At 36.8% G+C, this 13,149-nt stretch carries 10 protein-coding genes; 7 read left to right on the top strand and 3 right to left on the bottom strand.

What is annotated here, in order from left to right:
* Window positions 1–12: 12 nt before the first annotated feature.
* Window positions 13–687: a deoxyribose-phosphate aldolase gene (deoC, locus tag EPU_RS05980; RefSeq protein ID WP_029488117.1), complete on the bottom strand. Its 675-nt coding sequence runs from the start codon at window positions 685–687 to the stop codon at window positions 13–15.
* Window positions 688–844: 157 nt separating this feature from the next.
* On the opposite strand from deoC, the gene asrA reads away from it, so the two are divergent.
* From asrA to EPU_RS06015, 7 genes are all read left to right on the top strand, one after another.
* Window positions 845–1,855, top strand: a complete 1,011-nt coding sequence (gene asrA / locus EPU_RS05985; protein WP_010167624.1) for an anaerobic sulfite reductase subunit AsrA — start codon at window positions 845–847, stop codon at window positions 1,853–1,855.
* Window positions 1,842–2,636, top strand: coding sequence for an anaerobic sulfite reductase subunit AsrB (asrB, locus tag EPU_RS05990; RefSeq protein WP_029488118.1), 795 nt, complete (start codon window positions 1,842–1,844; stop codon window positions 2,634–2,636). Before asrA ends, asrB begins: the two co-directional genes overlap by 14 nt.
* 9 nt (window positions 2,637–2,645) lie before the next feature.
* Window positions 2,646–3,608: a sulfite reductase subunit C gene (asrC, locus tag EPU_RS05995; RefSeq protein ID WP_010167628.1), complete on the top strand. Its 963-nt coding sequence runs from the start codon at window positions 2,646–2,648 to the stop codon at window positions 3,606–3,608.
* Window positions 3,609–3,646: 38 nt separating this feature from the next.
* On the top strand, window positions 3,647–5,605 hold the full coding sequence (locus tag EPU_RS06000; protein ID WP_010167630.1) for an oxidoreductase: 1,959 nt from the start codon (window positions 3,647–3,649) through the stop codon (window positions 5,603–5,605).
* A gap of 259 nt (window positions 5,606–5,864) precedes the next feature.
* Window positions 5,865–7,499, top strand: coding sequence for a M23 family metallopeptidase (locus EPU_RS12695; RefSeq protein WP_052296469.1), 1,635 nt, complete (start codon window positions 5,865–5,867; stop codon window positions 7,497–7,499).
* 133 nt (window positions 7,500–7,632) lie between these two features.
* Entirely contained in the window at window positions 7,633–9,441 is a 1,809-nt protein-coding gene (gene thrS / locus EPU_RS06010) for a threonine--tRNA ligase (protein ID WP_156778407.1), read from the top strand.
* Window positions 9,442–9,459: 18 nt separating this feature from the next.
* Entirely contained in the window at window positions 9,460–10,296 is an 837-nt protein-coding gene (locus tag EPU_RS06015) for a hypothetical protein (protein ID WP_010167636.1), read from the top strand.
* On the opposite strand, the gene EPU_RS06020 is transcribed toward EPU_RS06015, so the two are convergent.
* Both EPU_RS06020 and EPU_RS06025 read right to left on the bottom strand, forming a co-directional pair.
* On the bottom strand, window positions 10,285–11,190 hold the full coding sequence (locus EPU_RS06020; RefSeq protein WP_029488119.1) for a sugar phosphate nucleotidyltransferase: 906 nt from the start codon (window positions 11,188–11,190) through the stop codon (window positions 10,285–10,287). The genes EPU_RS06015 and EPU_RS06020 overlap by 12 nt on opposite strands.
* Before the next feature lie 11 nt (window positions 11,191–11,201).
* The coding region (locus tag EPU_RS06025) for a methyl-accepting chemotaxis protein (protein ID WP_010167640.1) at window positions 11,202–13,149 on the bottom strand (1,948 nt) is incomplete at its 5' end.

Consider the following 13,149-nt stretch of genomic DNA (forward strand, 5'->3'; position numbering starts at 1 on the left):
AACAGTAGCAGTTTAGTAAGAATTGCTAGCGGTCGATCCGTTGACGATTGCAAGCCCCGAGCTAGTGCCAAGTCTTGTTGCACCGGCAGAGATCATGGCTTTTGCCGATTCTATTGATCGAACATTTCCTGAGGCTTTTACGCCCATTGAAGGCCCAACAGTTTGACGCATCAATTTGATATCCGATTCGGTGGCACCATCTGTAGAAAATCCTGTGGATGTCTTTACAAAATCAGCTCCAACTTCTTTGCAAATTTCACAAACTTTAATTTTCTCCTCGTCTGTTAGTAGGCAAGTTTCGATAATTACTTTTACTATAGCTCTTCCAGCAACTCCGACAACTACACGTCTAATGTCCTCTCGAACGAAATTCCAATCACCAGATTTTAGCTTACCAACGTTTATAACCATATCAACTTCATCTGCACCATTTTCAATCGCTTCGTTGGCTTCAAAAACTTTTGTTGCAGTCGTCGTGGCTCCCAATGGAAAACCAATCACCGTACAAACTTTTACAGAAGAGTGTTTCAATTGATCTGCACAAAGCGAGACATAACTTGGATTTATACAYACAGAACAGAAACCGTTTTCTTTTGCTTGATCGCATAATTGTATAATTTGATCTGCTCGTGCATTTTGTTTTAATAAAGTATGATCTATCATTGCTGCTATTGTATCTTCTGCCATAATAGTTGCTCCTTTTGCTGCTGTTTTATAATAAAATAACATTTTTGCGAGGCAGCTGCAAGGCCCATAAAAAATATAATTGGTAGCGTTGTATTTTGTCGAAATTTATAGTAACATGTTTTATTCATCAAAACTACTAATGGGAGGTATATTTTAAATGGGATTTGTTTTGGATACAACGCATATGAACAAGTTTTTACAAAATTTAAAAGATGAATATTTATTTTTTGCACCCAAGCGATTTGTTGGTGGAGGAACTTTTTCGGATACAGACTGTATTAGGTATGGGCAGATACATTCTATAGAAGAAGTGGTTTTTGACGCAAAATCTCAATATTCCTTTAAAGAAGCAATACTTCCGATATCTCAAACGTTATTTTATTTTACAGAAGAAGAAGCAACCGAGGCAGCGATGCCGCAAAAGAAGGCTCTAATTTTTGTACGTAACTGCGATCTGCATGCGGTAAAAAGATTAGATGGCATATATTTAAATAACGGGTTTCCTGATCATTACTATACAAAGCTGCGAGAAGCTGTAAAGTTTGTGGTGATGGGTTGTGAAAGCTCGTTTGAGAATTGTTTTTGCGTAAGTATGGGTACTTCAAAAAGCGATGATTATGCATTATCAATCGATAAGCAAGGCGCGGACTATGCGATCGATTGTAAGGACTACTCTTTTGCAAATTCATTTAAGGGTGGAATTCCTGCAGATGTAGAGCCTAAATTTGTATCATCTAATGAAGTGACAGTTGCTATTCCCCAAGACCTTGATAACCGAGTGGCTAATAGCAAAATGTGGGACGAGTATGACACCCGCTGCATTGCTTGTGGCAGATGCAATTTTGTATGCCCTACCTGTACTTGTTTCACGACGCAAGATATTTTCTACAGCGATAACGGCAAAGTTGGTGAACGTCGCAGAGTTTGGGCATCATGTATGGTGGACGGCTTTACCGATATGGCTGGCGGGCATCAGTTTAGAGTTAAGAGAGGGCAGCGCATGAGATATAGAGTTTTACACAAAGTTCTGAATTATAAGAAGAAACATGGCGAAAACATGTGTGTAGGTTGTGGCAGATGCGACGATATTTGTCCCGAATATATTTCGTTTTCGAATGCTATCAATAAGCTAGAATCTGCTGTGAAAGAGGTGGCTGGCAATGAATAATTATATACCTTTTGAATCCCAAATTTTAGAAGTAATAAAGCATACTGAAATTGAGTATACGTTTAGAATGTCTTATGATGGCGATGAAGTAACCCCGGGGCAATTTTTTGAAGTGAGCTTGCCCAAATTTGGTGAAGCACCGATTTCTGTTAGTGGCATTGGCGCCGGATATGTAGATYTAACCATCCGCAAAGTAGGAAAAGTGACAAACGAAATATTTGAGCATTACACAGGAGATTCGCTAAAATTGCGAGGACCTTATGGCAACGGATTTTATATCGAGAATTTTCAAGATAAAGAGTTGGTGGTTATTGCAGGTGGAACAGGACTGTCTCCGGTAAAGGGAGTAATAGATTATTTCGCGGCGCACTCAGATCAGGCCAAAAAGATTACGCTGATTGTTGGATTTAGAAGCCCCGACGATATTTTATTCAAAAAGGATTTGGAACGCTGGAACAAAAATATCAACGTAATTTTAACCCTAGATACTGCACCAGAAGGCAAATATAAAACAGGCTTTGTAACGCAATATATTCCAGATTTAAAGTTTGATAACAAGGCTAATGCGGCAGTCATTGTTGTGGGACCTCCTATGATGATGAAATTTTCTGTAAAAGGTGTTTTGGATTTAGGAATTGCACCAGAACAAATTTGGGTTTCTTATGAGAGAAGAATGTGTTGCGGATTGGGGAAATGTGGCCACTGCAGAATTAACGAAGAGTATATTTGCTTATCAGGACCTGTATATAACTATGTCGATGCAAAAAATTTGGTAGATTAAGGAGATTCTATGGATATTAATACTAAAAAACTTAAAAAGAATGCATTCCGTGTAACAAAAGTTAGAGGCATCACCGCTGCTCGTATTCGTGTTCCAGGTGGATATTTAAACGCAAAATATTTGGAAGCAATAAAAACGATTGCACAGACTTATGGCGATGGGACCATCCATATCACCAGTCGCCAGGGATTTGAGATTATGGGCATCCCCTTCGAACAAATGGAGCGAGTAAATAAAGTGATTCAGGAATTGATCGATGGAATGGAAATTAATCAAGAAGCATTTGACCAGGGGTATCCAGCATCTGGCACAAGAAATATTTCTGCTTGTATAGGCAATAAAGTTTGTCCGTATGCTTGTTATAACACAACTAAATTTGCTAAAAAGATTGAGAAGGCCGTATTTCCGAACGACTTGCATTTTAAAATTGGTTTAACGGGCTGCCCCAATGACTGCGCCAAGGCTAGGATGAATGATTTTGGCATTATCGGAATGACTCTTCCACAATTTGACAAAAACAGATGTGTCAGTTGCGGTGCTTGTGTTCGAATGTGTGCCAAAAAATCTGTTAAGGCCTTAGAAGGCATAAATTATAGACCTGTTCGCAACCACGAAAAGTGTATCGGCTGCGGAGAATGCATCGTAAATTGCCCAACGATGGCCTGGACTAGAAGTGAAAAAAAGTATTATAAACTAAGTCTCCTAGGCAGAACAGGCAAAAAAAATCCGCGTCTTGGTGAAGATTTTATCAAATGGGCCGATGAAGACAGCATCCTAAAAATTATTTTAAATACGTATGATTATGTTGGCAAATATATCGATCTCAATGCTGCAGGAGGCAAAGAGCACATTGGATATATCGTTGATCGAACTGGATTTGAAGTGTATAAAGAGTGGGCACTAAAAGGTGTAACATTGCCGGAAGAATCGCAAATATATAGCCCGATCTATTGGAGTGGATTGCATTTTTAGATAATGCTATTACAGTAATAAATTAATTGGAGGAAAATATGTACCCAAAATTATTTCAAGCCGGAAAAATAGGCAACTTAACTTTAAAGAACCGCGTAATTATGATGCCACTAGCGATGGGTGTTGCAGAAGAAGATCAGACAATAGGACCTGCGTATCTAGAATATATCCTGCAAAGAGCAGATGGCGGAGTTGCAATGATTATATTAGAAAATACGCGAGTGGATGATGCGCATGGTGTAGCATTGAAGCGACAGATGAGTACAGCAAGGGACGAGCATATTGCGCCACTAAAGCATCTGACGGATATATTGCACAGCAAGGAAATTGTAGTGTTCACGCAACTACATCATCCGGGGAGGGAGTCGTTTTCATTTTTGAATGGCAATGAGCCGTTGTGGTCATCGTCGTCTAAGCCCTGCGGTGTATGTAACCAAGAAACTCACGAAATGACTACTGCCGAGGTTGAGGAAGTGATAGCTAAATTTGCGGCAGCAGCACGACGTTCTAAGGATGGTGGTTGCGATGGAGTTGAATTGCATGGAGCACATGGCTATTTAATTTCGCAGTTTCTCAGCCCGTATACAAATCAAAGATCAGATAGATTTGGAGCAGATCGATTTACTTTTGTGAAAGAAATTATTGAGGCTATCAGAAAAGTTTGCGGCGAAGAATTTCCGATTGGAGTGCGTTTAACAGTTGATGAATTGTTGGCACCCAATGGCGTTGTAAGCTATTTTACAATAGATGACGGAATAGATGTGTGCAAGCGTCTTGAAAAAATGGGAGTAGCATATATAAATGTGTCGCAAGGAATTTACGAATCGTTTAATGCATTATCAGAGCCGATGACATATGATCAGGGTTGTAGAACAGAGCTAATCCGTAGAATTAGAGATAACGTGGATCTACCATTAATGGCAGTAAACATGGTAAAAGAGCCTTGGTTTGCAGAGAAAATGCTAGAAGACGATTTGGTAGATTTTGTGGGATTGGGACGTGCCGTTGTTGCAGATCCCGGATGGGCCAAAAAAGCTGCAGCAGGCAGAGAAAACAATATAAATCGATGTATTTCCTGTACGTATTGTTTTGAGACATTGGTTAGCGATGCCATAACAGCTGGGAGTGGACCTGTCAAATGTGCGATTAACCCTGTCGCTGGAAGAGAAACAGAATATACGTTTGCTAATAATAAAGATGGAAACGGGCGTGTAGTTGTAGTGATAGGAGCGGGGCTTGCTGGATTGGAAGCTGCACGAGTGCTGGCTATACGTGGATTCAAGACGATAATTTTGGAGAAAACCGGCCGTGTTGGTGGACAAATCAATATCGCAAATAAGCCGCCCCGCAAAGAGAAAATCAATTGGATTGTGGAATATGAAATTACTCAATTAGAAGAACTGAAAGTCGAAATCAGATTAAATACTCCTGTAACTGCAGAACTTCTGAAATCACTAAATCCGTACGCAGTTTTGGTCGCAACTGGTGCGGTATCTACAAAGCCCGCTGTTCCAGGAATTGACTTAGCACACGTTAAAACTGTAGAAGAAACATTGGCCCTCGGTAAAGCAATTTCAAACTTTAAGGTAAGCGTAATAGGTTCGGGGGCAACAGGGCTTGAAGTTGCAGAATTACTTTGTGAAAATGGAAATGAAGTAACAATAATTGAGATGCTAGACAAAGTTGGGAAAAATATTTATGTACAGCATTACCTCGATGCTATGGATAGATTATCAAAATATGATGTAAAATATATGGCTTCTACAAAATTGATTGAGGTAAGAGATGGAGCGRTTGTGGTAGAAGATATGAATACACAAGCAGTGAGTGAAATAGCTGCGGACTATGTAGTGGTATCAACTGGCGTAAAATCGATCGATGTCAGCGCTATCGCATATGCAGCATGTGCTAATGTTGCAGTAGTGGGGGATGCATTAAAACCGGGAAGGATAGAGTCTGCAATACGAACTGCATTTGAAGTAGCATATAAAATTTAGATAATTGATTTTTAATCCTCTGATTCGCTTGGAGGATTTTTTTAATTATACCGGAAATACAATTTATTTATTTTTTTGGTTGAGAAGTGGAATAAAAATTTAAATGTTACATAAATATTAATTATAATTATAGAATAATGAAGTTTGGTACAAAAATATTCCTAAGAACATAATAATAATGTTCTACTATTTAAAATCGTGGCAGGATTTGTCGATAATATGTGAAAGCTCCTAAGGAGTGGTTTGGAGGTTAAAGGTTATGAAGTTATTAAGAACGAACAATGATAAGAACATGAATACAAACAAAATCAGTAAAATGATGCTAATGGTACTTTTGTTTGAAGCTGCTTTTATGGGAGGTCATGGCGTTCAAGTTTACGCAGCAGAAAGTTCTTACCAAGTATTTTTTGATAACGAGTTAGTTGGAATAGTGAAGAATGAATCAGATGCATATGAAGCATTTTTAGAAATGGAAAATAACCTTGAAGAAAAAGAAGGTAGAAGTATTCAGATTCAAAATAAGTTTGATACCAAAAAAGTAGCAGATAGTAATCAAAACTTATTAACTCAGGATAAATTGATTGATATTTTGAGTTCAAAAGTTGATTATTTGGTGGAAGCATATGAATTGACAATAGATGGCAAAGTTGTGGGAATTGTAAATGATGAGCAAGAAGCTTTGGAGTTACTATCAGAAGTGGCTAGCGGATATATGCATACATTATCAAACGATACAAGTGTCGCAATTTCACCAAAAGCTGCAATGACCCCTGCTATTGCCGGAGTAGTGCCTATTACTATCGGTGCCGGAATCTCTACTAGAGAAGCTGTAACAGACCAATTTTCGATTACYAATAACACTATCAAAAATACCGAAAAACCTATTACCTTAACAGACGAAAAGATTAAGACTTTGTCCGAAGAAGTTGACATTTATTCAGATAAACCTGCAGCAATAGTGGCCGAAAGTTTAGAGATTACTCAAGAAATTGGCGGTCGAATTTTATATGCCAAAAAGGAATCAATTAACCCGGACACTGTTGTAGATGCGCTATTAGCTGATAATTTTGATGCGATYAATTATACTCTTAAAAGTGGGGATACATTATCCAATATCGCGAGGCAATATGATACTACAACAAATAATCTATTAGCATTAAATCCTCAAATTAAAAATGCGAATCAAATAAAGGTTGGCGAAACAATTACAGTGTCTAAATCGGCTCCAAAGTTGGAAACTCAGCTGATCGAAAAGGCCACTTTTATTGAAAAAATCCCGGCTGAGATTGAGTATAAAGCAAACTCGAATATGCTAAAAGGTGAAGAAAAAATTATTAAGCAAGGAAAAGATGGGGTCAAAGAAATTTATGTTGAAATCATTAAAGTGAATGGAAAAGAAGTTGGCAGAAGTATTATTGACGAAAAGATTCTATATAATGAAGTAAAGACTGTGATTGAATATGGAACCAAAACAGCTACCGCGGGAACAGATTCAAATGTCGTATCATCTAGCAAGAGCATGTTTATGCATCCATTGAATGGTGAAGGTTGGATGTCTTCGGCATATGGACCTAGATGGGGGACTTTCCATGGCGGAATCGACTTTGCAGCCGTTGCTGGAACTAACATATATGCAGCAGCTAGCGGAACTGTTACATACTCAACATACAACTATGGCGGGTATGGCAACCTGGTAATAATTGATCATGGTAATGGATATGAAACCTATTATGCACACAACTCTCGAAATTACGTAAAAGTGGGGGATAAAGTAAGTAAGGGACAACACATTGCAGAAGTTGGCTCTACTGGAGATTCTACTGGAAATCACATTCACTTCGAGATTCGTAAAAATGGTGTACGCCAAAATCCGGCTAACTATATAACTTATTAATATTTTTTAATCCTCTCTAACAAAGAGGATTTTTTTGATCGTTTTTGGAGGCTTGACATTAAATTTTGCCAAACTTATAATAGGTTTATATTTTGCTCTATTATATAGAAGAGCTTTTGTAAAAGGAGATATTATGAATATTTATTTAGAAGACGGAACAGTTGCAGCATTTGAAGACAGCAAACATACATTTTGGCATACAGCTTCACATGTTTTGGCACATGCAGTAAAAAATTTGTATCCAACCATTTCGTTGGCTATTGGGCCTGCGATTGATAATGGGTTTTATTATGATTTTGATGCGGAGAAACATTTCAGCGATGAAGAGCTTGCCAAAATAGAAGCAGAGATGAAGAAAATCGTTAAGGCTAAGCATCCGATTGTAAAATTTGCTTTGCCTAAAGACAAGGCATTGGAGCTGATGAAAGATGAGCCATATAAAATTGAGTTAATCAATGAATTGCCTGCAGATGCCGAGATTACTTTTTATAAGCAAGGTGATTTTGTAGACCTATGTGCAGGACCGCATCTTTCTAATACCAAGCAAGTAGAAGCGTTTAAATTGACCTCTTGCGCAGGTGCGTATTGGCGAGGCAATGAAAAAAATAAGATGTTATATAGAATTTATGGGACTGCTTTCCCTAAAAAAGCTATGTTAACTGAATACCTTGCAGCTGTGGAAGAAGCGAAAAAACGTGATCATAATAAATTGGGTCGTGAACTGAAGTTGTTTGCAACAGATGAAACTGTGGGTCAGGGGCTTCCGTTGATTATGCCAAAAGGGGCAAAGGTTATTCAAACGCTGCAGCGATGGATTGAAGATTTGGAAGAGGAGAATGGCTATTTACTGACTAAAACTCCTAATATGGCTAAAAATGATTTGTACAAAATTTCGGGGCATTGGAGTCATTATAAGGATGGAATGTTTGTGATGGGAAACGAAGAAAAGGATGACGAAATTATTGCCTTGCGACCTATGACTTGCCCATTTCAATTTATGATTTATAAGCAAGAGCAGCATAGCTACCGAGATTTGCCTATTAGATATGCGGAGACAGCCACGCTTGCTAGGAATGAATCTTCAGGAGAGATGCATGGGTTAATTAGAGTAAGGCAATTTACTCTTGCTGATGGACACATTGTATGTACTCCAGATCAGCTGGAAACAGAATTTAAAAATGTGGTCGACTTGATCAAATATATCATGAAAACGCTGGGAATCGATAAGGATATTTCGTATAGATTTTCGAAATGGAGCCCTGAGTTTAAGGAAAAATATATTGATAATCCAGAGGCTTGGGAAACCACTGAAACTATTATGAAAAACATTTTGGATCATCTGAAAATTGATTATAAAGAAGCTGAAAATGAGGCCGCATTTTATGGACCTAAACTCGATGTACAATTTAAAAATGTTCATGGCAAAGAGGATACAATTATCACGGTTCAAATTGACTTTGCGTTGGCGGAAAGATTTAATATGACCTACGTTGATGCGGATGGTGAAAAGAAGCTTCCTTATATTATTCATCGCTCATCTCTTGGATGCTACGAGCGAACGCTTGCGATGTTAATCGAGAAATATGCAGGAGCATTTCCAACGTGGCTTGCCCCTACTGCGGTCAAAATACTTCCTATTTCTGACAAATACGCAGACTATGCGGCCGAAGTTGCAGCAACGCTTCGTAAAAATAAAATTTTGGTAGAGATTGATCAGAGGACCGAAAAAATTGGGTATAAGATTCGTGAAGCTCGCAATGAAAGAGTTCCTTATATTGTAGTGGTGGGAGCAGACGAAATGGAGAACAAAACTGTTTCTGTTAGAAGTAGGCAAAAAGGTGAAGAGGGAGTATTTGCACTGGATGTTTTTGCGCAAAGAGTTGCAGATGAAATAGCATCTAAATTTAATTACCATGATAATATTACCAATACTTTTAAATAAATATAGTTAGGAGAACCTATGGATACCTTTATATTTGCAATTAGCAAGCATAACGCGTTTGTATGTGACTATTATCAGGGTGAGTTTAAAACCTTAACATTTAATAAAAGTGATTTTTATGAATTATATTGTTATCATGATATGAGTGAGCTTATCGATTATTTGAATTATCCGTTAAACTGTAAAAAATTCAAAGATAGTGACGTAATAATTTTATATGATGAGCCTATTATATATGAATATTTGTATAAAAATCGTGAGCGCTTTAGGTTGGCAAATCAGGTGACTTTAATGCATCTCAAATCAGCAATATGGGCATATATAGCAAAGCGAAATAAAGATGCGGTCTATACTTTTGAGGGGGCTTTTTTTCAGCTGACGGATCATGGAATTGTTTCTGTTGCAGAAGAAGAAGAGATGGAATCCATAGCAATTTCGTTAACGGATTTATCAAAAATGTTGATTAATGATGAGATGGATACGCTGTTGCTAGATGACGAGGCAGCTAGAGATATTTTACGATTACAGCTGAATAATCATATCGATACAGAGTTTAAAAATTGTTTGGTACTAGCTCCAGCAACCATTCATGTAACCAAAACTGGTGAAAAAACTTTTTTAGCAGTAAACGATATTTTGGTACCCGAAAGTCTTATTGCCGATGGAGCTACAGTAAAAGTGGGAGAGGCTCTATTTTCATATACTCATGAGGTTACAAAATTATTAGGTAAAAAGCAAATTTCTGTGATTACCAAAAAAGCTGCAGTGGACGGAATATTTAGATGGCAAGATGCAGCAGAGGATGATATTTGGGCAAAAAAAGACGCCATCGTTGGCGTGATTTCAGCTCCATAAATTTTGAGGATAAACTCCYTGTTCTTGTAGAARTTTTATCGCAGCAAGAAGAGCTGGTTTATCCTCTTTGTATGTTATTCCAAACCATTTATCTTTTGAGTCAATAACTGCAACAGCTTCTGGGTCACTCTTTAATATGTGRCTAATTACAAAAGTTAAAATGAATTCGCAGTTTAGTGAATTAGACTCCAAATTGATTTCTAAAAATTCCATAAATCCGGTTTCTATCGCATCAAATATCTTTGGCGTAAATCCCCAAAAGTTCATAGAAACTATGGCATTGGATTTAAGTTTTATAAACTGATTATTTTCTTTGCATCGAATGATAGYTCCAATTTTTTCGATATTGTGTTTTTCTTGAATGTTTATCAAAAAACTATTTTGTACATCGCAAACACCTCTAGTCACAGTTCCGTTCTTGCTTAGTGTATTCTCTAAAACATAGCCTATCATAGCATAAGAAGTATTTTCATTGGCATTTAATAAAAAGTTATAGATGCTATAAAATGCGTCCCGACCATAGAAATCATCAGCATTGATAACTGCAAATGGAGCATCAAGAATATCTTTGCAGCAAAATATTGCGTGTCCTGTCCCCCAAGGTTTTACTCTATTTGCGGGAACAGTATATCCATCTGGAATATTGTTAATATCCTGACAAACATAAGTAACTTCTATTTTGCCAGCAATTCGTTTTCCGATTGCATTTTGAAAAATTTCTTTGTCTTCGGCTTTGATGATAAACACAACTTTTTTAAATCCTGCTTTTATGGCATCATAGATAGAAAAGTCTATGATAAATTCACCGTTATCTGTAATGGGTTCAACTTGCTTTAATGATCCAAAGCGACTGGCCATCCCAGCGGCCATAATGACTAAAATAGGTTCTTGCATTTTTTGTCTCCTTAACTAATAATGAAATTGTCCATCTGAGACTTTAATACTTCTGCTTGAGATGCGAGCTCTTGACTAATTGCAACGTTTTCTTGAGAAATTGCAGCATTTTTTGAAATATCTGTAGCTAAGTGATTTGTATCATCTACAATTTTGTGAAGTTCTTCACGTTGCCTTAATGCATGATCTCGTATAYTTTTGGAAATTTTAGCAGAAGAAGTACTCGAGTGTATTATGTCATCCAAAACATTTGTCGTCAAGGCCACCATTTCTTCGCCTTTTTTTACATTCTCTAAATTGATACTAATAATATCGTATATAGTTTTAACAATTTCTGATGTTGTTCCAGAAAGTAATCTAATTTCATTTGCCACTATCGTAAACCCTCGACCAGCTTCTCCGGCTCTTGCGGCTTCAATACTTGCATTRAGTGCCAAAAGGTTCGTTTTGCTTGCAATACTTTCAACCTGATTAATAATTTCTAATATTTGATTGGTAGACTCGCTAATATGTTGCATTGCGTTAACCATATCGTTTGATACAGTTTTGCTATTGTGAGCTTTTGTAGCCATTTCAGAAATATTATTATAACTATTATCAATTTGTTCTAAGTTGCTTATAATTTCAGCTACTATATCACCTATATTGGATCTAAAAACATTTAAAAGATCTGATTGAGATGTAGTTAAACTTGCTAATTCAGATGCAGAACTAGAAATATTGGTAGCGGCATCGTTAACTTCGTTTGCAGAAAATGTAGTATCAGATAGTAAAGTTTTTAAACTATTGGAAATATCAATTAATGATGTTTTGATTGCAACAAAGTCTCCAATATATTTTTGTTTTGGAGTAGGTCTAAAATCTCCATGTGCATAATCTGCTAAAATACTGGATATTTCTTTAATATAATTATTGAGACTGATTGAAACAACATTTAAAGATCCGGTAAGAGTATCTAATTCTTTGCTATTTTTAGGGATAGCCGATACATTGACGTTAAGATTACCTTGGCTAATTTGAGTTAATGCTTCTGCCACTTGATTTATTGGCAAGATGTCTTTTTTTACAAAACGTGCAATTACAATGGTACTGAGGGCAAGAGTAGCTAAAATAGTTACTATGGCGACAACTATTTCAGTTACAATAACCTGAGTAGTATGATAAGTAGGAAAATTTGTAACTACCTTCCAAGTAGTGTGCGGAATATTATAATATCCACTATATACATTAATACCCGATGTAGTTATATTTGTGCTAATATTTCCTGGGGTATCTTTAAATAAATTCTCATAATCACTTACTGATGTTTCCATATTAAACATTGTTCCGTCGAGTTGTGGTAGTAGATCTGTATTCGAGTGCATTAAAATATCGTTGTTAATATTTGCTATAAATGAATACAAACCATCTGATGTAGACAGGTTGTCTACTATTTCAGCTAATTTAGTTAATTGAATATCAATACCAATTACTCCTATGAAGACGTTATTGGAATCGACTAATTTTTTTGATAAAGATACGACGAGCTGATCGGTTGTAGCATCCACATAAGGAGAGGTCATATAAAAATCATTGGCATTTAAGGCTTGTATGTACCATTCGCGAGCAGTTGCGTCATAATCTGCAGGAGGTATCCAATAGTCCGAATGAATAAATATCTGATTAGGTGTTCCGATATAAACACTGTCTATATCGGACAATAATGATTCTGAAGCAGCAAGTTCCTTTTGTAATAGTTCAAAATCAATTCCGTCTGTGTCATGTTCAATAGTTAATGACAGAGTTTTTAAAAAAGCAATTTTTTCTTCTACCCAACCTTCAAATTGTGCCAGAGATGTGTTTAAAGTTTGATTAACATTGTTATGCGCATTTTCAAGAGTTAATGATGATAAGTCTACTACTTTAGTTAAAGCATTAATTGTGATTAATGTCATCATAAGATAATTTACACGCATTCTA

It is taken from the genome of Candidatus Epulonipiscium viviparus (assembly GCF_000171335.1).
Lineage (GTDB): Bacteria > Bacillota > Clostridia > Lachnospirales > Cellulosilyticaceae > Epulonipiscioides > Epulonipiscioides viviparus.